This is a genomic window from Micromonospora sp. NPDC047707, assembly GCF_040704235.1.
GTDB lineage: Bacteria > Actinomycetota > Actinomycetes > Mycobacteriales > Micromonosporaceae > Micromonospora.
Genome location: NZ_JBEYSU010000024.1, coordinates 70,074 through 94,404 on the forward strand (window position 1 = coordinate 70,074; position 24,331 = coordinate 94,404).

22 protein-coding genes and 2 pseudogenes are annotated in these 24,331 nt (G+C 73.8%); 14 read left to right on the plus strand and 10 right to left on the minus strand.

Going from position 1 to position 24,331, the window contains the following annotated elements:
* The first annotated feature begins 22 nt into the window (after positions 1–22).
* Both AB0873_RS22860 and AB0873_RS22865 read left to right on the plus strand, forming a co-directional pair.
* Complete coding sequence (locus tag AB0873_RS22860) at positions 23–391, plus strand: VOC family protein (RefSeq protein WP_155331204.1); 369 nt, start codon at positions 23–25, stop codon at positions 389–391.
* 128 nt (positions 392–519) lie between these two features.
* A complete protein-coding gene (locus AB0873_RS22865) occupies positions 520–1,380 on the plus strand; it encodes a helix-turn-helix transcriptional regulator (protein ID WP_366602026.1) in 861 nt (286 codons plus the stop codon).
* Positions 1,381–1,503: 123 nt separating this feature from the next.
* Here the strand turns inward: AB0873_RS22865 and AB0873_RS22870 are convergent, their stop codons facing one another.
* A complete protein-coding gene (locus AB0873_RS22870) occupies positions 1,504–1,797 on the minus strand; it encodes an antibiotic biosynthesis monooxygenase family protein (RefSeq protein WP_366601995.1) in 294 nt (97 codons plus the stop codon).
* A gap of 474 nt (positions 1,798–2,271) precedes the next feature.
* Between AB0873_RS22870 and AB0873_RS22875 the strand changes: the two genes are divergently transcribed.
* Positions 2,272–3,270 (plus strand): TerC family protein, encoded by a 999-nt coding sequence (locus AB0873_RS22875; protein WP_155331207.1) that lies wholly within the window; start codon positions 2,272–2,274, stop codon positions 3,268–3,270.
* Between the two features lie 60 nt (positions 3,271–3,330).
* Here the strand turns inward: AB0873_RS22875 and AB0873_RS22880 are convergent, their stop codons facing one another.
* Both AB0873_RS22880 and AB0873_RS22885 read right to left on the minus strand, forming a co-directional pair.
* Positions 3,331–4,245, minus strand: a complete 915-nt coding sequence (locus AB0873_RS22880; RefSeq protein WP_366601997.1) for an NlpC/P60 family protein — start codon at positions 4,243–4,245, stop codon at positions 3,331–3,333.
* Positions 4,246–4,303: 58 nt separating this feature from the next.
* Positions 4,304–5,401: a dipeptide epimerase gene (locus tag AB0873_RS22885; protein ID WP_366601999.1), complete on the minus strand. Its 1,098-nt coding sequence runs from the start codon at positions 5,399–5,401 to the stop codon at positions 4,304–4,306.
* A 112-nt stretch (positions 5,402–5,513) separates the two neighbouring features.
* Here AB0873_RS22885 and AB0873_RS22890 point away from each other — a divergent pair, with 112 nt between their 5' ends.
* The gene (locus AB0873_RS22890) at positions 5,514–6,311 is read left to right on the plus strand and encodes a tyrosine-protein phosphatase (RefSeq protein WP_366602001.1); all 798 of its coding nucleotides are present in this window, start codon (positions 5,514–5,516) and stop codon (positions 6,309–6,311) included.
* On the opposite strand, the gene AB0873_RS22895 is transcribed toward AB0873_RS22890, so the two are convergent.
* From AB0873_RS22895 to typA, 3 genes are all read right to left on the minus strand, one after another.
* Complete coding sequence (locus AB0873_RS22895) at positions 6,280–6,975, minus strand: lysoplasmalogenase (protein WP_366602003.1); 696 nt, start codon at positions 6,973–6,975, stop codon at positions 6,280–6,282. The two genes, AB0873_RS22890 and AB0873_RS22895, sit on opposite strands and share 32 nt — an antisense overlap.
* A 23-nt stretch (positions 6,976–6,998) precedes the next feature.
* On the minus strand, positions 6,999–7,862 hold the full coding sequence (locus AB0873_RS22900; RefSeq protein ID WP_366602005.1) for a serine hydrolase: 864 nt from the start codon (positions 7,860–7,862) through the stop codon (positions 6,999–7,001).
* A gap of 67 nt (positions 7,863–7,929) precedes the next feature.
* Positions 7,930–9,798 (minus strand): translational GTPase TypA, encoded by a 1,869-nt coding sequence (gene typA, locus AB0873_RS22905; protein ID WP_155331213.1) that lies wholly within the window; start codon positions 9,796–9,798, stop codon positions 7,930–7,932.
* A gap of 136 nt (positions 9,799–9,934) precedes the next feature.
* Between typA and AB0873_RS22910 the strand changes: the two are divergent.
* A pseudogene (locus AB0873_RS22910) lies at positions 9,935–11,275 on the plus strand (DedA family protein); the annotation flags it as partial.
* Between the two features lie 342 nt (positions 11,276–11,617).
* Positions 11,618–12,487, plus strand: a complete 870-nt coding sequence (locus AB0873_RS22915; protein ID WP_366602008.1) for a lytic transglycosylase domain-containing protein — start codon at positions 11,618–11,620, stop codon at positions 12,485–12,487.
* Between the two features lie 44 nt (positions 12,488–12,531).
* Here the strand turns inward: AB0873_RS22915 and AB0873_RS22920 are convergent, their stop codons facing one another.
* Positions 12,532–14,658: an MMPL family transporter gene (locus AB0873_RS22920; RefSeq protein WP_366602028.1), complete on the minus strand. Its 2,127-nt coding sequence runs from the start codon at positions 14,656–14,658 to the stop codon at positions 12,532–12,534.
* A gap of 149 nt (positions 14,659–14,807) precedes the next feature.
* Here AB0873_RS22920 and AB0873_RS22925 point away from each other — a divergent pair, with 149 nt between their 5' ends.
* The 5 genes from AB0873_RS22925 (at position 14,808) to AB0873_RS22945 (ending at position 20,053) form a co-directional block, all read left to right on the plus strand.
* Positions 14,808–15,314 carry a MarR family transcriptional regulator gene (locus AB0873_RS22925; protein ID WP_366602030.1) on the plus strand — a complete coding sequence of 169 codons (507 nt, stop codon included), beginning with the start codon at positions 14,808–14,810 and terminating at the stop codon, positions 15,312–15,314.
* Positions 15,315–15,321: 7 nt separating this feature from the next.
* Positions 15,322–16,983 (plus strand): CocE/NonD family hydrolase, encoded by a 1,662-nt coding sequence (locus AB0873_RS22930; RefSeq protein WP_366602010.1) that lies wholly within the window; start codon positions 15,322–15,324, stop codon positions 16,981–16,983.
* 159 nt (positions 16,984–17,142) lie between these two features.
* Positions 17,143–18,009: a hypothetical protein gene (locus AB0873_RS22935; protein ID WP_366602012.1), complete on the plus strand. Its 867-nt coding sequence runs from the start codon at positions 17,143–17,145 to the stop codon at positions 18,007–18,009.
* 128 nt (positions 18,010–18,137) lie between these two features.
* Positions 18,138–18,713, plus strand: a complete 576-nt coding sequence (locus tag AB0873_RS22940; protein ID WP_155331217.1) for a metalloregulator ArsR/SmtB family transcription factor — start codon at positions 18,138–18,140, stop codon at positions 18,711–18,713.
* Positions 18,710–20,053, plus strand: a complete 1,344-nt coding sequence (locus tag AB0873_RS22945; protein ID WP_366602014.1) for an MFS transporter — start codon at positions 18,710–18,712, stop codon at positions 20,051–20,053. The genes AB0873_RS22940 and AB0873_RS22945 overlap by 4 nt, the downstream gene beginning before the upstream one ends.
* Before the next feature lie 47 nt (positions 20,054–20,100).
* On the opposite strand, the gene AB0873_RS22950 is transcribed toward AB0873_RS22945, so the two are convergent.
* Positions 20,101–20,304 (minus strand): cold-shock protein, encoded by a 204-nt coding sequence (locus tag AB0873_RS22950; protein ID WP_155331218.1) that lies wholly within the window; start codon positions 20,302–20,304, stop codon positions 20,101–20,103.
* 174 nt (positions 20,305–20,478) lie between these two features.
* On the opposite strand from AB0873_RS22950, the gene AB0873_RS22955 reads away from it, so the two are divergent.
* Positions 20,479–21,168, plus strand: coding sequence for a 50S ribosomal protein L11 methyltransferase (locus AB0873_RS22955; RefSeq protein ID WP_366602016.1), 690 nt, complete (start codon positions 20,479–20,481; stop codon positions 21,166–21,168).
* A 93-nt stretch (positions 21,169–21,261) separates the two neighbouring features.
* Positions 21,262–21,855, plus strand: a pseudogene (locus AB0873_RS22960) (VTT domain-containing protein); the annotation flags it as partial.
* 15 nt (positions 21,856–21,870) lie between these two features.
* Here AB0873_RS22960 and AB0873_RS22965 read toward each other — a convergent pair.
* Together AB0873_RS22965 and AB0873_RS22970 are read right to left on the minus strand one after the other, a co-directional pair.
* Positions 21,871–22,524 carry an MBL fold metallo-hydrolase gene (locus tag AB0873_RS22965; protein WP_366602018.1) on the minus strand — a complete coding sequence of 218 codons (654 nt, stop codon included), beginning with the start codon at positions 22,522–22,524 and terminating at the stop codon, positions 21,871–21,873.
* A 7-nt stretch (positions 22,525–22,531) separates the two neighbouring features.
* The gene (locus AB0873_RS22970) at positions 22,532–23,248 is read right to left on the minus strand and encodes a maleylpyruvate isomerase family mycothiol-dependent enzyme (RefSeq protein WP_366602020.1); all 717 of its coding nucleotides are present in this window, start codon (positions 23,246–23,248) and stop codon (positions 22,532–22,534) included.
* 198 nt (positions 23,249–23,446) lie between these two features.
* On the opposite strand from AB0873_RS22970, the gene tnpB reads away from it, so the two are divergent.
* Positions 23,447–24,331 (plus strand): IS607 family element RNA-guided endonuclease TnpB (gene tnpB, locus AB0873_RS22975; RefSeq protein ID WP_366602022.1); only part of this gene is annotated, 885 nt, incomplete at its 3' end.

The following is a 24,331-nucleotide window of genomic DNA, read 5'->3' on the forward strand; positions in this document are numbered from 1 at the left end:
GGGTGGCCGACAGGATCGCCCCATGAGAAGCATCTATCCGACCTTCCGCTATCCGGACGGGCGGGGCGCGATCGAGTGGCTGTGCCGGGCGTTCGGCTTCCGGGTGCACGAGGTGCACGAGACACCTGACGGTTCCGTCACGCACGCCGAACTGATTTTCGACGACGGGATCGTCATGGTGGGCACGGGGCCGGGCCCGCGGAGCCGCCCGGCCGACGACGACTACGCGGTCTACGTCGCGGTGGACGATCTGGACGCCCATCACGAACGGGCCCGGGCCGCCGGTGCCGAGATCGTCCGCGCCCCCTTCGACACCGACTACGGCTCCCGCGACTACGCCGCTCGGGACCCGGCCGGCCGGGTCTGGTCCTTCGGCACGTACCGGCCGTGAACGCGGCGGCCCCGGCCGACGGAGCGGCCGGGGCCGGCAGTGCCACACCCGGGAACGTCGCTTTCCGCAAGCGTTGTATTGCGCTGGGTGATCGTCCTGCGTACTCTCCCTCGGTGGGGAGGCGGGAAATGCCGTTGCCAACAAGTCCGGTCATCCGACGCGCGCGACTCGGTGCCGAGCTGCGTCAACTGCGCCGACGGGAGGCGCTCACTCTGGAGCAGGTCTGCGACCGGCTCGGCTGGGCCTCCACCTCCAAGCTGTCCCGCATCGAGCTCGGGCAGAGCCGCCCGGACCTCGCCGACGTGCTGGACCTGCTCGACGTCTACCAGGTGCCACCGGCCCAGCGGGACGCGCTCATCGTCATCGCCCGGGACGCCGCCACGAGCCGGGGCTGGTGGCGGGCGCTGGGCGAGATGGGGGAGCGGCAGCGCACGTACGCGGAGCTGGAGGCCGGTGCGGCGAGCATCGTCGACTGGCAGCCCGCCGTCGTGCCCGGGCTGCTCCAGACCCCGGCGTACGCGCGGCTGCGGGTCACCGCCGGCCACCTGGTGGACCCGACGGTGGACGTCGAGGGGGACGTCCGGGCCCGGCTGATCCGGCACGACGTGCTGCGGCGGGAGGACCCACCCCGTTACACGGCGATCCTCGCCGAGGCGGTGTGCGAGGCCGGCGACACACCGCCCGAGGTGTGGCGCGAGCAGCTCCGGCACCTCGTCGACCTGGCCGAGCTGGCGAACGTGACGATCCGCCTGCTGCCCCGCGACCGGGCCCCGCGCGGCGGGGTGCAGCCGCTCACGCCGTACTCCTGCTACTCGTTCCCGGATCCGGCCGACCCCCGCACGGTGATGCTGGAGGCGCTGACCACCGACGTCCGGCTGGTCGCACCGGTCGACGTGGACCGGTACGAACGGCTCACCGGGTGGCTGCTGGAGGCCGCGCTGACACCGGAGGAGACGGTCGCGGCGCTGGGCTGGCGGCTCGCCGACTGACGTGGTGGCCGTCGCAGGGTTGACGGCGGCGCCGCGCGGTCGTCCGGGCCCGGCGCCCCCGAGCCCGTCGGGACCGGCGACCGGCGCGTGCGGACAGCACGATAGGCGTCGGGTACGACAGTGTCAGGCGGGCACGTCGACGAAGTGCTCGACCAGCGGCGGGTTGGCGAAGTGCGGGCCGATCAGCTCGCGCCACCGGGTGAACCGTTCGGTGTTCCGGAAGTTCTCGGTGTGCGCCTCGACCGAGTCCCACTCGACCAGCAGCACGAACCGCGACGGTGACTCCACGCCCCGGGTCATCCGCACCGACCGGCAGCCGGGCGTGCCGGCGAGCACCCGGTGCCCCTCCGCGTACGCCGCGGCGAACTTGTCCTCGTGTCCCAGCAGCACGTCGATCAACGCGACCTCAAGCACCATGTGCGCAGCCTCGCACGGCGGCGCGCGCGGGGTTCCCGGCGGGGGCGGCTTCCCGCCGGCTGGACGGATCTCCAGGGTGATCGCGCGGAGGAGGAAACAGGCATGATCGGCAGGGCCGGGCGCGGGTCGGGTCGAGGCTAGGAGGCTAGCATCCTAGGAAGCCTTACGCGCGGTGATCGGCGCTGTTCCCGTTCGGAGAGGTGGGGAGGGACACCGGACGCCCATGGTGCGGTTACTGGCCGCAGTGGGTGAGAATGACGGGCGAGGAGGGGAGTATTCCCCTGCGACGGAGTCGTCAGCACGGTCGACCGCCGGCCCCCGGTGGCGCGACCCGGCCCCGTCGGTCGCCGTCCCATCCGGGGGCGGCGGCGGAAGAGACCTCCGACAGTCACCAGAGTCAGCGTCACCGGCTCACCGCGCCCCGTGAGGGCGTACGGTGTGCCGGACGTTGCGTGTCTGCCGGAGGAATGAACCTTGGACGTGTCCGGAGCGGTGTGGGCGGGAACGCTCGTCGCACTGACGGCGATCCTGCTCGTCGACCTTCTGATCATCGGTCGGCGCCCGCACGAGCCCAGCGTGCGCGAGTCGAGCCTCTGGGTCGGCTTCTACGTCGCCCTGGCTCTGATCTTCGGCGCGGGCGTCTGGCTCGCGTCCGGGCCGAGCGCGGCGGGCCAGTTCTACACGGGCTGGCTGACCGAGTACAGCCTCTCGGTGGACAACCTCTTCGTCTTCGTGATCATCATGGCCCGCTTCGGCGTGCCCCGGCAGTACCAGCAGAAGGTGCTGCTCGTCGGCATCGTGCTCGCGCTGGTCATGCGTGGCGGCTTCATCGCCGCCGGTGCCGCGCTGATCTCCCAGTTCTCCTGGGTCTTCTACATCTTCGGCGCCTTCCTCATCTACACGGCGGTCAACCTGGCCCGGCAGGGCGAGCCGGACGAGGACGAGTTCACCGAGAACGTGCTGATCCGGTGGAGCCGCCGGGCGCTGCCCATCTCACGCGACTACGACGGCGCTAAGCTCACCACGTACGAGAACGGCCGCCGCCTGTTCACGCCGATGTTGATCGTGATGATCGCGATCGGGACGACCGACCTGATCTTCGCGCTCGACTCGATCCCGGCGATCTTCGGTATCACCCAGGAGCCGTACCTGGTGTTCACCGCGAACGTGTTCGCGCTGATGGGTCTGCGGCAGCTCTACTTCCTGCTCGGCGGCCTGCTGGACCGCCTGATCTACCTCAGCTACGGCCTCGCGGTGGTGCTCGGCTTCATCGGTGTGAAGCTGGTGCTGGAGGCCCTCGCGGACAACAACCTGCCGTTCATCAACGGCGGCGAGCACGTCGCCTGGGCCCCGCACATCCCGATCTGGCTGTCGTTGACGGTCATCCTCGGAACCCTGCTGGCGGCCACCGTGGCGAGCCTGGTCAAGTCGTCCCGGGACCGCCGCCGGGAGCTGGTCAAGGCCCGCGGCTGAGACGCCGGTGACGGCGGGGGTGCTCCGGGTCGGGGCGCCCCCGCCGTCGTTCGTACGGGCTCAGACCCGATGGGCGGCGACCAGGGTGGCGGTGCGGTCGGCGGGCAGCCGCTCCTCCAGGACACGGCGCTGCCGGTAGCAGGCGTGCAGCATCCGGCGGTCGTCGCCGGGGCGCGGGTCGGCGGTGACGATGCCGATGTGGTGGATGCCCCGTCCGGGGCGGGCGAAGAAGTAGAGGTCACCGGGGCGCTCGCTGCCGGGCGGCAGGGGCGTGGTGGCGGTGGCCTGGTCGTCGGCGTCGCGGGGCAGCCGTACGTTGAAGCGCCGCCAGGCCAGGTGGACCAGGCCGGAGCAGTCGATGCCGTACGAGGAGACGCCACCCCACACGTACACGACGTCGAGCAGGCGACGGGCGACGGCCAGCACCTCCTCGGCGGTGGGGGCGGCGTCCGCGACGGCGGCGGTGTGCCGGGCGGGGATCCAGAGCGGCACGTCGTGGCCCGGGGCGTGCACCGGCCGCCAGCCGGCCACGACCGGGCCGGCCGTGGCCAGCCGGGTGCCGAGGACGACGCCGGGCAGCCGGACCGGACCGTCGGGCGTGGCGTGCAGGGCGGTGACGGTGGCGTCCACGACGAGCGGGTCGGTGTCGGGGAGCGCGGTCGCCGGGGCGAGCTGGCCGGCCGGGAGCCAGCCGGGGTAGCCGCGCGGGTCCAGCTTGGCGGGCTGTTCCACCGCGACGACGTGTGCCCAGCCGTCGGGACGCAGCTCGGTCACCAGCACCCGCTCGCCGAGCAGGAGCTGGCTGAGCACGCAGTCGCCGACCTGCTGGTCGGCGTCCATTCCGGCGATCCAGGCGGCGATGTCGGTGCGCGGGGCGAGGGCAGGGCTGTCGACCGCGCGTACCGCCTCGGGGGAGGCCCACAGGGTGGCGACACCGACCCGGACGACGGCCTCGCGGCCGGTTTGCAGCTCCACGGTCCACCCCCAGGTCACGCCGCCCGTGCCGCGACGATATGAAAGTTTCCGCCAAAGATCAATCGACCTGCTGAATCTTTGCTTCAGCGAGCGCGTCGATCCCGAGGCCCGGAGCGTCGGCGAGGACCACCGACGCGCCCTCGTACCGCGGACCGCCGCGAACCGGCGACCAGGCCAGCCACCACGCCGCGTCCAGGTCCGGGACGGCGGTCGTGCCGTACGCCGCGACCAGGCTGGCCGCCGCGCCGATACCGACCTGGGTCTCCATCATGGAGCCGACGACCGTGCCCATGCCATGGGCCACGGCGAGGTCGAGCAGGGTACGGGCGACGTGCAGGCCGCCGCACTTGGCGAGCTTGACGTTCACCAGGTCGGCCGCGCGCCGGCGGATCACCTCGACCAGGTCCCGGACACCGAAGACCGCCTCGTCGGCGAGGATCGGCGTGGACACCCGTTCGCTGACCCAGGCCAGGCCGTCCAGGTCCCACCGGGGGACCGGCTGCTCCACCAGTTCCACATCCAGCCCCGCGTCCTCGATGCCCCGGATCACCCGGACGGCGTCGCGGGGCGTCCAGCCCTGGTTGGCGTCGAGCCGGATGCGGACCCGCGCGCCGACCGCGGAGCGGACCGCGCGTACCCGGTCCAGGTCGCCGGCCGCGTCCGTGCCGACCTTGAGCTTGAGCACGTCGAAGCCCTCGGACCGGCGCGCCCGGGCGGCGGCCGCGAGGTCCACCGCGTCGCCGGCGGCGAGCGTGACGTCCGTCGGGACGCGCAGGGCCGTGCCCCCGAGCAGCCGCACCAGCGGTACGCCGAGCCGCCGGGCGGCCAGATCGTGCAGGGCGACGTCGACGGCCGACTTGGCGGCCTCGTTGCCGGCCACGGCCCGCCCCACCTCGGTGCAGCGGGCCACCAGGTCGTCCGGGTCCCGGCCGGTGAGCAGCGGGCCGAGCACCTCGCGGACGCACGCCTCGGACCCGGCGGTCGACGCCCCGGTCACCTGCCACACCTGCGGCGCCTCGCCGACGCCGCGGCGCCCGTCGGCGTCGACGACCTCCACGACGAGGGTGTCGACGGTGGTGGTGCGGCGCAGCGCGGTGACGAACGGGGTGTGCAGGGGCGCGGAGAGCCGGTGGGTGCGTACCGCGGTGATCGTCATGTCGGGCACCCTATAGGGGGACGGGCAGGCGATGGGGAGGCCGGATGAGCGAGCGGATCACGCACAGCCGACTGGTGCCGCGGGGCGCCGCCGAGCGCGGCGGGGCGGCGGCATGAGGGCGCGCGAGTGGGATCTGGTGGGCGCGCCGAACGCGCGTGACCTCGGCGGACTGGTCGGGGCGGACGGGCGGCGGGTACGCCCCGGGGTGCTCATCCGCACCCCGGCGCTGGGCCGGTTGACCGACGAGGACCTGCCGGTGCTGGCGAAGCTGGGGCCGTCCTGCGTGGTGGATTTGCGGGACGCCTCGGAGCAGGCGGTCGCCCCGCCGGACCGGCTGCCGGGCGAGCCGCGGGTGGTGCACCTGCCGGTTCACGACGCGGCGCACCCGGTCTTCACCTACGTGTCGGCGGTGCTGCTCGGCCACGACCTCGGGGCGTACGCGGAACTCGCCGGGCAGGGCACTCCGGCGGCGATGACGGCGATCTACCGGTGGTTCGTGACCGGGGAGTCGGCGCGGGTCGGGTTCGGCACCGCCGTGCGGCTGGCGACCGAGGCGGACAATCTGCCGTTGCTCTACCACTGCTCGGCCGGCAAGGACCGCACCGGCTGGCTGACGGTGGTGCTGCTGCACGCGCTCGGGGTGGACGAGGCGGCGGTCCGCGCCGACTACCTGGCCAACAACCCGCTGACGGAGAGCCTGCGCGAGGTGATCCTGACCGCGATGCGCCGGCGGCAGCCGGACCTGGACGTCGACGCGGTACGCCCGGTGCTGGAGGTGCGCGACGAGTACCTCGACGCCGCGTACGACGAGGTGCGGCGGGTGCACGGGTCGTTCGGGGCGTACCTGCGCGACGGGCTCGGGGTGAACGACGATCTGGTCACGGCGCTGCGGGCGCGGCTGCTGGAGTGACCGGTGCGGGAGCGGTGGGGCGGGCGGCCCAGCCCGTGACGATGAGGGCCTGACCGGCGGCGTAGGTGGCCATCACCCAGATCGGTGGGCCGGGCAGGGTCCCCACTCCGGCGACGCCGGTGGCGATGAGCAGGTCGGAGCCGAGGAAGAGCGCGCCACCGAGGCCGACGCGCCAGCCGTGCGCGGCGGCGGTGCTCGCCATGGTGGCCAGGGCCGCCGCGTACCCGGCGACGGGCACCGCCAGGCCGGCGTCGCTCAGTCCCGGCCACATCCAGGCGAGCGCGGCGACGGTCAGCACCGCGTACCCCAGCGGGACGGCGGCCAGCGGCGGGCGGCGCAGCGCGGCGGCGGCGCCGTCCCGGGTGAAGGCCGCGACGTAGCAGACGTGCGCGGCCAGGAACAGCGCCATCCCGGCGAGGAAGGCCGCGTCGCCGTCGCCGAGCAGCGCGACGTCGCCGCCGGTGGAGAAGGCCAGCGCGGCGAGGACGAGCCGGTCGGGCCGGGCGCCGCGGTCGGTGCCGGCCCGCCAGAGGTACGCGGCGAGCAGCGGCATCAGCAGCGGCTTGGTGAGGAGTTCACCGATGGCGCTGCCGGTGGCGTTGGCGAGCAGGTTCGCGGCGGCCACGACGGCGAACGCGGCCAGCAGGACACGACGGGACGGCATGGTGGCTCCTCGCGGCGCAGCGGTCAGGTCAGGTTGTGGCGGGCGTTCCAGGCCTCGCGGGAGATGCGGGCGATGAGGCGGCAGGCGTCCTCCTCGACGTCCTCGCCGCTCGGTCCGCCGTCGGCGGCGTCGGTGGTGGTGCAGACGGCGATGACGTACGGGGGCGCGTCGTCGGGCGCGACGACGCCGACGCCGTGGCGGACGCCGCGGACCCAGCCGTTCTTGTGGGCGATGCGCGTGCCGGCGGGCAGGCCGGCGGCGAGGTCCTCGCGGTGCTCCTGCGCGGCGAGGGTGTCGAGCATCGCGGCGCAGCTCTCCGGTGCGGCCAGCGGGCCGGGCCGGGCGGCGCCGCGCGCCAGGCCGCCGAGGAGAGCGGCCAGGTCGGCGGCGGTGACCAGGTTGGTGATGCCGGCGTCCCGGGCGGCGAAGTCCTCGATGCCGCGGCCGGTGACGCTGTGCCGGGCTCCGGCGCGGGCCCACACGTCGGCCACGGCCGGCAGGCCGACCTGGTCGATGATCACGTTGGTGGCGAGGTTGCTGGACCGGACGATCATGCGCTCGGCGAGCCAGCGCAGGGGTGCGGCGCCGCCGGCCCGGTCCCAGACGGTGTCGTCGTTGTCGTAGTGCTGGGCGCAGGAGAAGCGGGGCGCGCCGGGCAGCGCGGAGTCGAACTCGTTGCGGACCGGGGCCGGAGCGTCGAGGTCGAGGCGGCCGGCCTCGGCGGCGCGGTGCAGCGCCACCAGCACGGCCACCTTCATCGTGCTCGCCGCGTAGTGGGTCGCATCCGGGTGCCGGGTCCAGGTGGGGGGCGTGTCGAGGCGGCCCACGTACGCGGACACGGTGCCGGGCACCCGGTCGAGGTGAGCGTCCAGCGCGTCGAAGATCACCCGCCGAGGGTAGCGGTGCGCAGGGGCCCCGCACCACGACGGCGTGGTGCGGGGCCCCTGCCGGTGCTCAGCCGGCGTGCTTGCGGCGGGCGGCGGTGCGCGCCCGCTGCGTCTGGTCGAGCACCACCTTGCGGATGCGGACCGCCGCCGGGGTCACCTCGACGCACTCGTCCTCGCGGCAGAACTCGAGGGCCTGCTCCAGCGACAACTTCCGCGGCGGGATCAGCTTCTCGGTCTCGTCCGCCGTGGAGGAGCGCATGTTGGTGAGCTTCTTCTCCTTGGTGATGTTGACGTCCATGTCGTCGGAGCGGGAGTTCTCCCCGACGATCATGCCCTCGTACACCTCGGTGCCGGGCTCGACGAAGAGCTGGCCACGCTCCTGGAGGTTGGTCATGGCGAACGCGGTGACGGAGCCGGACCGGTCGGCCACCAGGGAGCCGTTGTTGCGGGTCCGCAGCTCGCCGAACCACGGCTCGTACGACTCGAAGACGTGGTGCAGGATGCCGGTGCCCCGGGTCTCGGTGAGGAACTCGGTGCGGAAGCCGATGAGGCCGCGCGCGGGGACGAGCCACTCCATGCGGATCCAGCCGGTCCCGTGGTTGACCAGCTGTTCCATCCGGCCCTTGCGGGTGGCGAGGAGCTGGGTGATCGCGCCCAGGTACTCCTCCGGGGCGTCGATGGTCAGCCGCTCCACCGGCTCGCAGGTCTTCCCGTCGATCTCCTTGGTGACGACCTGCGGCTTGCCGACGGTCAGCTCGTACGACTCGCGGCGCATCTGCTCGACCAGGATCGCGAGGGCCAGTTCACCGCGGCCCTGCACCTCCCACGCGTCGGGGCGCTCGGTGGGCAGCACCCGCAGCGACACGTTGCCGATCAGCTCCTTGTCGAGCCGGTCCTTGACCATGCGGGCGGTGACCTTGGCGCCCTTGACCCGGCCGACCAGCGGCGAGGTGTTGGTGCCGATGGTCATCGAGATGGCCGGCTCGTCGACGGTGATCAGCGGCAGCGGCTGCGGGTCCTCGGCGTCGGCGAGCGTCTCACCGATCATGATCTCCGGGATGCCGGCCACGGCGATGATGTCGCCCGGCCCGGCGGAGTCGGCGGGCTTGCGCTCCAGGCCCTCGGTCATCAGCAGCTCGGAGATGCGGACCCGCTGGGTGCTGCCGTCGGTGCGGCACCAGGCCACGGTCTGGCCCTTGGCGATCGTCCCCTGCCGCACCCGGCACAGCGCGAGCCGGCCGAGGAACGGCGAGGCGTCGAGGTTGGTGACGTGCGCCTGGAGCGGGGCCTCCTCGTCGTACGCGGGCGGCGGGATGGTGTCGAGCAGGGTGCGGAACAGCGGCTCCAGGTTGTGGCTGTCCTGCGGGACCGAGCCGTCGGCGGGCTGGGTGAGCGAGGCGATGCCGTCGCGGGCGCACGCGTAGACGATCGGGAAGTCGATCTGCTCCTCGTCGGCGTCGAGGTCGAGGAACAGCTCGTACGTGTCGTCCACGACCTCCTTGATCCGGGCGTCGGGGCGGTCCACCTTGTTGATCACCAGGATGATCGGCATCCGGGCCTTGAGCGCCTTGCGGAGCACGAACCGGGTCTGCGGCAGCGGGCCCTCGCTGGCGTCGACCAGCAGCACGACGCCGTCGACCATGGTGAGGCCGCGCTCCACCTCGCCGCCGAAGTCGGCGTGCCCGGGGGTGTCGATGATGTTGATGGTGACCGGGTCGGACCCGTCCGTCGGCAGGTACCGCACGCCGGTGTTCTTGGCGAGGATGGTGATGCCCTTCTCCCGCTCGAGGTCCATCGAGTCCATGACCCGCTCGGTCACCTCACCACGGGCGCCGTAGGCGCCGGCCTGCCGCAACATGGCGTCGACCAGGGTCGTCTTGCCGTGGTCGACGTGGGCGATGATGGCGACGTTGCGGAGGTCGGTGCGAAGCTGCATACCCTCCATACTCTCCTGTCTGCGGTTGCCGGGGTCGCGTCGGGGTGATCCCCCAGTTGGCCCGGGTCTCTGGCGAAACATATGTCCCAGCCGTTGGCACGGCTGGCATGCTGACCCTCGTGTTCATGGGGGTCAGATGCACGACCTGGTGACCGCACTGCAGGGCCTGCCGCCCCTGCTGATCTACCTGATCGCCGCCCTGATCGTCGCGGCGGAGACCGCCGTGATCTTCGGACTGCTGGTGCCGGGCGAGGCGACCCTGCTGCTGGTCGGTTTCCTAGCGTACGCGGGGACGTTACGGCTCGGCCCGGCGCTGCTGGTGATGGTGGTCGCGGCCGTGATCGGAGACACACTCGCCTTCCGCGCCGGCCGCCGGTACGGGCCGCGGCTGCGCGCGAGCCGCTTCGGCGCCCGGATCGGTCCGCAGCGGTGGAGCCGGGCGGACGCGATGCTCGGCCGGCTGGGCGGCCGGGGCGTGTTCACCGCCCGCTGGGTGGCCTTCGCCCGGACCCTGGTGCCCCGGCTGGCCGGGGCGGCGGACATGCCGTACCGGCGGTTCGCGCCGTTCAACCTGGCCGGGGTGGTGACCTGGGTGGGTGCCTCCGTGCTCGCCGGCAACCTGGCCGGCGAGTCGTACGAGACGGTGTCGCACCTGCTGGGCCGGGCCACCGGGGCGGTGCTGGTGCTGCTGGGCGCGGTGGTCGCGGTGCTGCTGGTCGGGCGCTGGCTGGGCCGCAACCCGGATCCGGTCCGGGCGCTGCTGGCCCGGGCGGGCGCGCTGCCGCCGGTGCGCTGGCTCACCGGCCGGTACGGGGTGCTGTTCTTCCTGCTCGCCATGCACATCGGGCCCGGCTGGACCCTGCTGCTCAACCTGGCCGCCGGTCTCCTGCTGCTCTTCCTGGCCGGGCTCGCCGTCGCCTGGGTGCTCGGCGCCGTGGTCCGGCACAGCGGCCTGTCGGTGGTCGACGGCGCGATCGCCGACTGGTTCGCGGCCCGCCGCACCCCGGAGGCCGTCGACGTGACCCTCACGGTCGTGTCGGTGCTGCGCGGGCCGGTGCTGATCGTGGTGGTGGCGGTCGTGGCCGGCGTGCTGGCCTGGCGGCACCGGCCCTGGCAGGCCGACCTGCTCAGCGTGCTCGGCACCGCCGGCGCGTTCGTGCCGCTGGTGGTGCTCGCGGCGGCGGCCGACCTGGCCCGCCCGGACGGGTCCGGGCCGCCGGTCCTGTTCCCGACCCAGGATGCGGTGGTCACCGCGAGCCTGTGCACCCTCGCGTGGCTGCTGTCCCGGGGCGCGCGCTGGCCGGTCGCGGTCGCCGCGTGGACGGTCGCCGCCGCCGGCGTCGTCGGCGTCGGCGGCGCCCGGCTCTACCTGGGCCTGAGCACGGGCAGCAGCGCCCTCACCGGGCTCCTGCTCGGGGTGGCCTGGACGGCGGTGTTCATGGTGGCGTGGGTGACCCGCGACCGGGCGGTGGGCGTGCAGCCGCCGGCCGCCGACCCGCCGCACGTGACCGCCGGCACACCACCGGCACGAGGCGCCGACGGCGCGGCGGTCGCCGACGTGCCGGGCGATGCCGTCGCGGAGCCGCCGGCCGCCGCTGCCGCCGCGCCGCCGGAGCAGGCGGTCGGCGGCTCGCCGGGCACCCGCGCGGCCGCCGCGGCCACCATGCCGGGGGCCGACGCGCCCGCCGCCGACCGGCCCGGCGACGCCTGACCCGACGGGCCCACGTCGGCGCCGGGTCCGCGTGCCCGTCCGGCACGGGGCGGCGGCTCACCGCCGACTCCTGTTACCGTGCGGCGGTCACCGGGGGAAGGGGTCGACATGCGAGGAGGCCGTGGGGCCACGGCGACGCTCACGGCGCTTGTGCTGGCCGCCGGGCTCGCCGGGTGCGCGCGCGACCGGGCCGCCGCGCCCGAGATCGCGGCCCCGGTCGGTGCGACGGCCGAGGCGAGCGCCGCACCGGCCGGTGAGACCGACGCCGCCACAGCGACCGCGACACCGCCCGCGCGGGAGTCGATGGGAGCGGCGCCGCGGCGCAGCCCGTCGCCCAGCGCCCGGCCCACGCACCGGCCGACCCGCGCCACCGCTCCCCGCGCCGCGGCGAAGCCGCCGACCGAGACGAAGGTGCCGCCGCCACCGCCGAAGCCGGCACCGACCGCCTGCACGCCCCGCTACGAGGGCACCCAGGCCACCCGCGCGCAGGTCAAGGCGGCGCTCGGCGACGCGGCGGCGAAGACGTACTGGCCGACGTCCGCTCCCGACATCCGGATCCCGCTGCCCCTGGTCAAGGCGACCGCCTGGCAGGAGAGCGGCTGGCAGTCCAACATCGTCGCCTGCGACGGCGGGATCGGGCTGATGCAGGTGATGCCCGCGACGGCCGACTGGATGAACCAGCGGTTCGGGCAGAGCTACGACGTGCGTGACTACCGCGACAACGCCTACCTCGGCGCCAACTACCTGGCCTGGCTGACGAAGTACATCGGCGACATGTACTTCGAGGCCGACTACCGGCTGGACGCGGCCCTGTGCACCACCGAGCTGAACTCGTGCCTGCTCAACGCGGTGATCGCCGCGTACAACTACGGGCACGGCGCGGTCGCCCGCGAGGGGGAGCCGCTCACCATCCCGAACCCGCAGTACGTGCGCAACGTCCGCGCCCTCATGACCGAGTGCGTCTGCCTCACGTACTGAGGGGTTGCGGCGCGGTGACGCCGCAACCCCTGCCGACCGTACGGTCAGTCGTGCGCGGTGACCGGCTCACGCGGTGCCGGCGCCTGCGCCCCGGCCTCCCGGCGGACCCGGCCCGGCCACCAGAACCGGTCGCCCAGCACGAACGCCAGCGCCGGCACGAGGACCGTCCGCACGAGCAGCGTGTCGAGCAGGACGCCGATGCAGACGATGACGCCGATCTGGGTCAGCAGGATCAGCGGCAGCACGCCGAGGACGGCGAAGACCGCCGCGAGCAGCACGCCGGCGCTCGTGATCACCCCGCCGGTGACCCGCAGGGCGGAGAGCATCCCGTCGCGGGTGCCCGCCCGGCGGGCGTCCTCGCGGGCCCGGGTGACGAGGAAGATGTTGTAGTCGACGCCGAGCGCCACGAGGAACACGAACGCCAGCAGGATGACGCCGCTGTCCAGCGCGGGGAAGTCCAGCACGTGGTCGAAGAGCAGCCACGCCGCCCCGAGACTGGCGAAGAACGACGCGATGACGGTGAGCACGAGCAGCGCCGGGGCGAGCAGGCCCCGCAGCAGCAGCACCAGGACGGCCGCGACCAGCAGCAGGATGATCGGCAGGATCAGCCGCAGGTCCTTCGCGTTGGCCTCGGCGGTGTCGTAGGTGGCGGCGACCGTGCCGCCCACCACGGCCCCGTCGAGCGCACCGGCGCCGTCCACGGTGGGCGGGGCGGAGCCGGGAACCGTGGCGACCGCGTCCCGCAGCGCCTCGATGGCGCGGTCGGACGCGGCGGTGCCCGGCTCGGCCTCCAGCACCACGTCGACCTGGGCGACGGTGGCGCCGGCGCTGCCGGGCCGCGCCGACGCGACGCCGGTCACCGCTGCGGCGGCCTCGGTGACCGCCCCCGCCGCGGCCGGGTTGGTGAGTACGGCGACCGGCTGCGTCGTCCCGGCCGGGAAGGCCTTCGCGAGGGTCTGCGCCCCGGCGACCGCCTCCGGCTCCACCCGGAACTGCTCGGTCTCCGACAGGCCGGTGCGGATGCCCAGCCCGCCCAGGGCGAGGCCGACCAGCAGTAGCGTCGCCAGGGCGGCGACGGACACCGGCCGTCGGACGACACCGGCGCCCAGCCGGCCCCACAGCCGGCCCTCGCGGACCGCGCCGCCGACCCGGGGCACGAACGGCCAGAACAGGCCGCGACCGAGGAGCACCAGCGCGGCGGGGAGCACGAGCAGGGCCGAGAGCATGGCGAGGACGACGCCCGTCGCGCAGGCCACCGCCAGCGCCCGGTTGGTCTCCTGCTCGGACAGCAGCAGCGTGAGCACGCCGAGCACCACGGTGGTTCCGCTGGCCAGGATGGGTTCGGCGGTGCGGCGCAGCGCGGCGCGCATGGCCCGGAAGCGGTCCGCCTCGCGGCGCAGTTCCTCCCGGTAGCGGGCGATGAGCAGCAGGGCGTAGTCGGTGGCGGCACCGAAGACCAGGACGCTGGCGATGCCGGTGACGGCGCCCTCCTGGAGGTTGATGCCGACCGCGGGGACGATCGTGTCGACGGCCCGCAGGGTCAGCTGCTCGGTCGCCGCGACCACCACCAGCGGCACGATCCACAGGAACGGGCTGCGGTACGTGACGAGCAGCAGCAGCGCCACCACCCCGGCGGTCACCGCGAGCAGGGTCACGTCGGCGCCCTCGAAGACCTTGGTGAGGTCGGCGGTGAACGCCGGCCCACCGGTCACGTCGACGGTGAGGCCCGCGGGCGCGTCGTCGAGCGCGGCGCGTAGCCGCTCCACGGTGTCGGCGACCTGCTCCTGACCGCCGGCGGTGGACAGCGGCACGGCGACCAGCGCGACCGTGCCGTCCGGGGAGAACTGCGGGGGAGCGACCTGTCCGCCGACGGCGAATCGGCTCAGGTCGCCGGTTTGTGCGGCGAGCGCTTCCCGTTCGGCGGCGGTGAGCGGCCCCCCGTCGGCGCGGCTGGCGACGACGAGGGCCGGCTGGACGTCGCTGGACGGGAGCTGCTCCTGGAGCCGCTCCACCTGGGTGGACTGCCACTCCACCGACAGCCCGGTGGACGACACGGGTGCGGGGTTGTCGGGCTTCGGCAGGCCGAACACGGCGGCACCGAGGACGATCGCGGCGACCACGGTGAGCCACGCGGCCAACCGGCCGCGGGCGACGTGGGTGAACAGGGACATCGTTTCCTCACGGGGCTGGACGGGAAACCGCTCGACGGCCAGGAATGTCCGGGCCATCGAGTATCTCGATGAACGAGATTATCGGCCGCTGAGTTATGCTGCAACCGGACCGAGACGAGGAGATGCGGCGGGACGTGGCAGGTCACGGCATGTACCGGCGGCGCGACACGCGGCGTGAGCAGCTGGTCGCGGAGATCACCAACAACCTCCGGCGGTACGCGGTGGACGCCCAGCACGTCGGCCACGCCTTCGCCGGGCTGCACGGTCTGGGCGCCACCGACCTGCAGGCCCTGATCGCGGTCATGGACGCCGAGCTGCGGGGCGACCCGATCACCCCCGGCCGCCTCGGCGAGCAGCTCAACCTGTCGTCCGGGTCGGTCACCGCGCTGATCGACCGGCTGGAGCGCGCCGGTCACATTCGGCGCGACCGCGACGCCACCGACCGGCGCAAGGTCCTGCTGCACTACGCCGACCGGGGCGCCGCCGTGGCCATGGAGTTCTTCCAGCCGCTCGGGCGGCGCACCGACGCGGTGATGGCCGACTTCACCGACGACGAGTTGGAGACCGTCCACCAATTCATGACGGCGATGAGCGCCACGGTCCGGGAGCACCGCGACGCCGTACGCGCCGCATCACCGCGGCGGACGAACGGCTGACCCGGTCGTGCTCACGGCGCTGGCGACCCGGCTGGCCACGGCGGTGCTGCGGCTCCCACCACCCCGGGCCCGGCGGGTCACCCTGACCCGCGACCTCCCGGTTCGGGTCCGCGACGGCGTGGCGCTGCGCACCGACCATTACGCGCCGGACCTGCCGGGCGCCCCGACCGTGCTGATCCGCACCCCGTACGGGCGCGGCGGCCCGATGCGCCTGCTGGGCCGGCTCGCCGCCGAGCGGGGCTACCACGTGGTGATCCAGTCCTGCCGGGGCACGCACGGCTCCGGCGGCGTGTTCGACCCGCTCGTCCACGAGCGCGACGACGGTCTGGACACCCTCGACTGGCTGCGCTGCCAGCCCTGGTGGAGCGGCGCGTTCGGGATGTTCGGCGCCAGCTATCAGGGCTTCGTCCAGTGGGCCCTGGCCGCCGACGCCGGGGCGGAGCTGCGCGCGATGGTGGCGGTCGTGACCGCCTCCGGCACCCGCGACTCGACGTACGCGGGGGAGTCCTTCGCCCTGGACACGGTGCTCACCTGGGCGGAGCTCCTCCAGGCGCAGACCGTGCCCTGGCTCGCCCGGCAGTGGGAACTCAAGCGGGGCCAGCCGCGGCTCGCCGCCGCGCTCGCGCACCTGCCGCTGGCCGAGGCGGACCGGGTGGCCACCGGGGTCACCGTGCCCTTCTTCCAGGAGTGGCTGCGCCACCACACGCCCGACGCCGCGTACTGGCGTACCCGGATATTCGGCGACCGTCTCGCGGAGGTCCGCGCTCCCGTCGCCATGATCAGCGGCTGGCACGACATCTTCCTCCCGGCGCAGCTGCGTGACTTCGCGGCGCTGCGTGCCGCCGGCGGCCGACCCCGGCTCACCGTCGGGCCGTGGACGCACGGGAGCCCCGGGCTCTTCGTGGCCTCCCTGCGCGACGGCCTCGACTGGCTCGACGAACACCTCGGCAGGCGGCCGGCGCCCGGACGCGCCCCGGTTCGGGTGCACGTCGGCGGGGCCGGCGGTGGGTGGCGGGACCTGCCCGACTGGCCGCCGCCCGCCACGCCCACCACCTGGCACCTGCACCCGTACGGCGGGCTGAGCACCGCGCCGCCGGTGGAGTCCGCCCCCGACGGCTTCTGGTACGACCCGGCCGACCCCACCCCGTCGTTGGGCGGCCCGCTGCTCGTCGCCCAGCGGGCCGGGCCGGTGGACAACCGTCCCGTCGAGGCCCGCCCTGACGTGCTGACCTGGACCAGCGAGGTCCTGCCGGCTCCGGTGGAGGTGGTCGGGCCGGTCCGGGCGGAGATCTTCGTCCGAAGTGACCTGCCCCACCTGGACGTCTTCGTGCGACTGTGCGACGTGGACGCCCGGGGCAGGTCCTGGAACGTGTGCGACGGGCTGGTCCGGGTGACGCCGGACGGGTTCCGCGCCGACGAGACCGGTGCCGTCCGGGTGCCGGTGCAGCTGTGGCCCACGGCGCACCGGTTCGCGGCCGGTCACCGGCTGCGGGTGCAGGTGTCCGGCGGCGCGCACCCCCGGTACGCGCGCAACCCCGGCACCGGCGAGCCCCTCAGCACGGCGGTCACTCTGCGTGCTGGATGGCGGGAGATCCTGCACGACTCACGGCACCCGTCCGCCGTCGTGCTCCCCATCGTCCACTGCGGCTCCTACCTGTCTCCACGGTAAACAGTGCCACTCTGAACTGGGCGTTTATTGTCCGGCGGGTTATGGTTGAGCCACGCCCGGCGCTGTGCGCATCACGGCCGGGCTCGCTCGTAAGGCCCCCACCCCGCGTACGCGGTGTCACCGTCGTGCCCGGCCCCCGATCATCCGCAAGGGGGACCCATGACGCGGGCTCCGGAAAACCTGCTGGCCGTTCGCGGCCTGCTCCTCACCCACCTCAACGTCGACCCGAACACCGTCCGGAGCCAGGACCTCGAACCGGCCGAGGTGGGCATCGTCGGCGACTCCAACCACCGGGGCGGCTACCACTGCGGGTCCGACCGGGTGGTGGCCAACGACTACTCGGTCGTCGAGTCGCCGCGGGACTCCGCCGGGCTGACCCTCGACGCCGCCGCGCTCGACGTCGGAACCTTCGAGGTCCGCTCCGGCGGCGGTACCCACACCCTGCGCACCTTCTCGATCTGGTGCGTCCAGCAGTGCGTCGCCAACGCCGCGGACGCCCGGGACATCCGCGAGATCATCTACAGCCCGGACGGCCGGACCGTCCGTCGGTGGGACCGGCTCGGCCGGCGTACCTGCGGTGACAGCTCTCACCTGTGGCACACGCACTTCAGCTTCTTCCGCGACTCGATCAAGGCGGGCCGGGACCAGACCCCCCTCTTCCGCCGCTACCTGACCAGCATGGGACTCCTGGAGGACGTCATGAGCGAGAAGGCCGAGCAGCAGATCGACAGCGTGTTCACCGGGATGTTCATCGGTGGCAACAGCATGGGCCGCCGGGTCGACCCGGACGGCTCGGGATCCAGGCCGGCCAGCAACAGTCTGGTGGCCAAGCTCGACTACACCATGCAGCGCCTGGACGTGCTGGTCAACCAGCTCACGGCGCTGTCCAACCGCGACTTCACCGACGAGCAGGCGATCGTCGCCGGGGTGCTGGCCAGCCTCACCCCGGAGAAGATCGCCGCGGCGATCCCACCGACGCTCGCCCAGCAGGTGGCCGACGAGCTGGCCCGCCGCCTGGCCGCCTGACCGGGGCTCCGGCCCGGTGTCGGCGGGCCGCCGCCCCGTGCGGGGATCGCCCGGAACCTCCCGCCGGGCCGCCCGGTGTTCGGCAAGAAGCATTGCGCAAGAACTATTGCTGAACTAGCCTCCGAGGCATGGAGAGACAGAACGTCCGCACGGTCACCGACGCCAGGGTGCTCGCGCTGCTCGCGCACCCCCTGCGCCGCAGGCTCATGGACGTCCTCAAGGTTGACGGCCCGTCGACGGTCGGGATGCTGGCCGAGCGCACCGGGCAGGCACCGGCCAACGTCAGCCACCACATGCGGATGCTGGCCGGTGTCGACCTGGTGGAGGAGGTTCCCGAACGCGCCCGCGACCGGCGGGAACGCTGGTGGCGGCTGGTGAACCGGGCGGTGCGGTGGTCCGCCACCGACTTCGCCGGTGACCCGGCGACCCGGGCCGTCGCCGACGCGGCCGCCACCCTGAACATGGAACGCCACGCCGCGCTCGTCCACGCGTGGCAGGGCGCCGACGACGAGGCGCGTACGGCCTGGGGGGAGGGGCCGTTCTCCACCGACCGTTGGCTGCGCCTCACCCCGGAGGAACTGGCGGAGCTCGGCCGCCAGATCACCGACCTGCTCGCCCGCTGGGCCGAGCGGGAGGTGCCCGACGACGGTCGCGTCCGCGACTCCGTCTTCGTGTTCGCCCACGGCGTCCCGGCCCGACCGTGAGCCGCGCCGGGACGCGGGCCGCCGACCCGGTACGGCCGACCGTCGGGAAGGATCCCGACCCCACGTCGACCGGCCCGTCGGTCGACACGCTCGGTGTGCCGGCACGGGGGCTGTGGCACGAGCGCAACTTCCGTCTCCTGTGGATCGGGCAGGCGGCCAGCAGCGTCGGCAGCAACGTGACCGTGGTGGCGCTCCCCCTGGTGGCCGTTGCCGTGCTGGACGCCACCCCGTTCGCCGTCACCGTCCTGACCGCGGCCGCGTGGCTGCCCTGGCTGCTGGTCGGTCTGCCCGCCGGGGCGTGGGTGGACCGGCTGCCGCGCCGACCCGTGATGATCGCCTGCGACCTGCTGTCCGCGGCGCTGTTCCTCAGCGTCCCGGTCGCCGCGGTGCTCGGCGTGCTCACCATCGGTCAACTGCTCGCGGTCGCCCTGGGTGCGGGGCTGGCCAAGGTCTTCTTCGAGACGGCCGATCAGGCGTACCTGCCCGTGGTGCTCCGTCCGGAGCAGGTGCCGGGCGGAAACGCCCGCCTGCAGGCCACCCGCACGGCGAGCTACCTGCTCGGCCCCGGCATCGCCGGCCTGGTGGCGCAGGCCGTGGGCGCCGTTGCCGCACTCCTGCTCGACGTGGTGAGCTTCCTGCTCTCCGCCCTGTGCCTGTCGCGCATCCGGGTGGACGAGCGCCGCCCCTCGCGCACCCGGGCGCGCCGCCGCCTGCGACGCGAGATCGCCGAAGGCGTCCGCGTCGTCGCCCACGACCCGTACCTCCGGGTCCTGACCGTCTTCGGGGCGGCCAGCAACCTCGGCCTGACCGGCTACCAGGCTCTGATGGTGGTCTTCCTGGTCCGCGACGTGCACCTCGCGCCGGGGCTGGTCGGCCTGCTCCTGGCGGCGATGAGCGCCGGCGGGATCGTGGGCGCGCTGCTGGCCACGGCGGTGGGCCGATGGTGCGGGACGGCCCGCGCCCTGCTGGTGGCCGCGGCGTTCACCGGTCCGCCGGCCCTGCTCATCCCCCTCGCGGCGCCCGGCTGGCGGCTGGGGTGCCTGGCCCTGGGCGGTGCACTGGTGAGCTTCGGGGTCGCGGTCGGCAACGTCGTCAAGGGCAGCTTCCGGCAGACGTACACCCCGCAGCATCTGCTGGGGCGCGTCACGGTCAGCATGCAGCTGCTGAACTACGGGACGATCCCCGTCGCCGCCCTGGCCGGCGGCGTGCTCGCCGGCATCCTGGGAGCCGGCACCGCGATCGCGGTGATGACCGGCTGGTTGGCGCTCACGCCGCTGATCCTGCTGGTCGGTCCGTTGCGCCACCGCCGGGACCTGCCGGTGGCGCCGCTCGCGGTCTGACCGCGGGAGCGGCGGCGGCCGGACCCGGCCGCCGCCGGCGCCACGGATCAGATCGGACGGACGTTGTCCGCCTGCGGGCCCTTCTGGCCCTGGGTCACCTCGAACTCGACCTTCTGGCCCTCGTTCAGCTCCCGGTAACCGCTCGACTGGATCGCGGAGTAGTGGACGAAGACGTCCGGCCCCCCGCCGTCCTGCTCGATGAAGCCGAAGCCCTTTTCCGCGTTGAACCACTTGACGGTGCCGGTTGCCATGCATCTCTCCCTGTTCCCAAGCAGGCGACCACCGACCGCAGGCCGACGATCGCCCGGTACCTTCCCGACAGTAACCGCCCAAACCCCGATCTGCCGGGCGAAGTGCCGTAGGCGGTCCGGTGAACTCTCGGAACAGGCTCGGCGGACCCGGCGTGGCGGACCGCCGGGTGCGGCATGCTGGCGTCGGTGAGCCGAGTCACGAACGCCCTGGTCGACCTGGAACGGGAGATCGACGCGCCCGGCGCCGGTCTGGACCGGCTGTGCCTGGTGCCCATCCCCTTCGTCCCCGAGGTCCGGCTGCACCTCGCCGAGGACCCGATCGTCTGGTGGGCGCGGATGGAGGCGCACGCGGGACGGGCGCTGCCGCCGCCGTACTGGGCGTCGGTCTGGGCCGGCGGGCAGGCGCTCGCCCGCCACCTGCTCGACCACCCCGAACTCGTCGCCGGGCGCCGGGTCCTCGACCTCGCCACCGGCTCCGGCCTGGTCGGGATCGCCGCCGCGCTGGCCGGCGCGGCCGTGGTCGCCAACGACGTCGACCCGTACGCGGTCGCCGCCGTCACCGTCAACGCCCGGGTCAACCGGGTGGCGGTGCGGGCCACCGGGCAGGACCTGCTCGACACCGCGCCGACCCCGGTCGACCTCCTGGTCGCCGGCGACGTCCTCTACGACGCGGGGATGGCCGCCCGGGTGCTGCCGTTCCTGCGCCGCGCCGCCACCGCCGGCGCCGAGGTGCTGGTGGGCGACCCCGGACGGGGCCACCGGCCGCCGGACGGGCTGGTGGTGGTGGCCGACTACCTCGTGCCGATCACCGAACCCAGCCCGGGCCCGCCCGTGCGCCGGGTTCAGGTCCTGCGGCCCGGATGACCGGATCAGGGACGACCCCGAGGCGGGGACCAGGGGACGGTGGGGGATCCGACCCGATGTCCCGGGTGGACCGGCGGCCATAGCGTACGTGGCATGGCGGATTGGCTGGCCCAGGTCGGAGAACTACCCACCACCCTGCTGATGGGGGTGCTCGGGGTGGTGATGATCTTCGACGCCGTGCCGCTGCTGGGTGTGCTGGTTCCCGGGGACGTGGCGATCCTCGCGGCGGTGGGGGTGGGTGGCCCCACCGCCGGCCTGGCCACCTTCACCGCCGTCGTCGCCGGTTGCCTGGCCGGCTGGTCGCTGACCTTCCTGGCCGGCCGCCGCTGGGGGGACCGGCTGCGGCACAGCCGGGTCGGCGACTGGATCGGCGAGGAGCGCTGGGCCGCGGCGGAGGGAATCCTGCGCCGCGGCGGCGGGCGGATGGTGCTGGTGGCGCCCTTCCTGCCGGTCCTCAACGCGCTGCTGCCGCTGGCGGCGGGCGGGCTGCGGATGTCGTACCGGCGTTTTCTGGGCTGCGCGACGCTCGGCGCGGCGGCCTGGGCCGGTCTCTACCTGCTGCTCGGCACGGTGGCGCGGTCGCTCGCCGGTCTGCTGCCCGGTGCGCCCAGCCCGATGGTGGTGACGATGTCGGTCGGCGTCGCGCTGGCCGGCGTGGTGCTGGCGTTGACGCGGCGGCGGCTGGTGTCGGTCCGAGCGTCGCTACCAGCCGCGGGCTCGCCACTGGGGAAGGGCGGGGCGCTCGGCGCCCAGGGTGCTGTCCCTGCCGTGACCCGGGTAGAACCAGGTCTCGTCGGGCAGCCGGTCGAACAGCTTCCGCTCGACGTCGTCGATGAGCCGGCCGAAGCGCTCCGGGTCCTTGTCGGTGTTGCCGACGCCGCCGGGGAAGAGGCTGTCGCCGGTGAACAGGTGCGGGACGCCGGCCGGGTCGCGGTAGAGCAGCGCGATCGAGCCGGGCGTGTGGCCCCGCAGGTGGATGACCTCCAGCGCGCAGTCGCCGACCGGCACGCTGTCGCCGTCGCCGAGCGTCTCCGCCTCGATCGGCAGCCCGGACGCGTCCTCGGCGTGCACCAGCGCGCGGGTGCCGGTCTTGGCCACCACCTCCTCCAGCGCCACCCAGTGGTCCATGTGCTGGTGGGTGGTGACCACCGCCGCGAGCCCGCCGTCGCCGACCAGGTCCAGCAGCCGGGGCGCCTCGTTGGCCGCGTCGATCAGCACCTGCTCGCCGGTGGCCCGGCAGCGCAGCAGGTAGGCGTTGTTGTCCATCGGGCCCACCGACAGCTTCGTGATGGTGAGCCGGTCGAGGTCGCGTACGGCCGGCGCACCGCCGGGCGTGACGTCTCCGGTGTAGGTCATGAGTCGTCTAGATCCATTCCGGTGGGGTCGGCAGGGCGCCGTCGGGGGTGACCGTGAGCACGGTGCCCGGGCTGCGGCCGATCAGCCAGGCGGCGAGTTCGGGGGCGGCGCCGGTCACCGTGGGAGCGGCCGAGCGGTCGCCGACCACGAGTTCGTGCCGGGTGCCGTCGAAGCGCAGGACCATCGGGGGCGCGTCGGGGCGCTCGGCCAGGCCGGTGGCGACCTCGTGGAGGAGCCGGTGGCCGAACGCCTCCGGCCACTCGGCCGGCCGGTAGCCGGCGGCCAGGTCCACGTGGTGCACCTCGATCTCCCGCAACCGCCCCCAGACGAGCATCGCGGCCGGCCACGGCCCGCGGCGGGTCTCCACCGTGGCGCCCCACGCCTCCACCGGCATCGCCGCGACCGCCTCGGCGAACCGGTCCGCGGTGCGCCGCAGGTCGTCGAGGTGCTCGGCGGGCGGCCGGGGCGCGCCGGCGTCGATGTCGGCGGTACGGGCGGCGGCGCTCGCGTACATGGGGATCGGCTCCCCGGTGCGTGCGGCGGTCAGCAGGTTGACGAACCCGTCGGCGTTGCGGGCGAGGTGGGCCAGTACGTGCCCCCGCGTCCAGCCGGGCAGCAGGGACGGCGCGGCGAGATCCGCCTCGTCGAAGGTCGCCGCGGTGCGCAGCAGGCGAGCCGTGGCGTCGTCCACCTCGCCGGTCAGCAGAAGCGGATCCGTGGTCACGTGTCGACCCTAGCGGTCGGGCGGCGTCGCGTCGCCGGGGTTGTCAACTGTTGCTGATGGACTAAGCGCTGACATGCGTTGGTGTGCTTGTGAGAGTTGGCTCGTGGCGTGGGTGGTACGGGGTGTGGCTGGCCGGGGTGGATGTCGTACCGGATGGTTATCGTGCCGGGTGTGGGACACCGGGATCGGCTGAGCGTCGTGCAGGCGTACCGGTTTGCTCTTGACCTGTCCCCGGCGCAGGAGCGGGCGGTGCTGGGTCACGTGGGTGCGGCCCGCATGGCGTACAACTGGGCGCTGGCTCGAATAAAGGCGGTGTTGGATCAGCGGGCGGCCGAACGCAGCTACGGCATCCCGGAGGACGAGCTCACCCCGGCGATCGGGTGGTCTCTGCCGGCGTTGCGTCGGGGGTGGAACGCGGCGAAGGGTGAGGTGGCGCCGTGGTGGCGGGATTACTCGAAGGAGGCGTATAACACCGGCCTGGACGCGCTGGCGCGCGGGTTGAACAGCTGGGCCGACTCCCGTTCGGGTAAGCGGGCCGGACGCCGGGTTGGGTTTCCCCGGTTCAAGTCGCGCCGCCGGTCGACTCCGTCGGTGCGGTTCACCACCGGCACCATTCGCGTGGACCCGGATCGGAAGCATGTGGTGCTGCCCCGGCTGGGCCGGTTGAGGCTGCACGAGTCGGCCCGCAAGCTGGCCCACCGGCTGGCGGCTGGCACCGCCCGGATCCTGTCCGCGACGGTGCGCCGTGACGGTCACCGTTGGTACGTGTCGTTCACCTGCCAGGTCGAGCGGGCGCGCCGCACCCCCACGTGTCCGGATGCGACGGTGGGCGTCGATCTTGGGGTGAGGCGCCTGGCGGCGCTGTCCACCGGCGAACCGGTGCCGAACCCGCAGCATCTTGATGCCGCGCTGCGGAAGATTCGCCGGATCAGCCGTGGGTTGTCCCGCAAGGTCGGCCCCGACCGGCGCTCTCGCCGTGATGCCTCTAAGAGCGTGTTTGAGAAGGTCTGTTGTGGACGGCGTGGCGGCATGACATCCACCGCCGTGGCGGGCAGGGTGACGCGGTGTCTGCTCGCCGTGGCT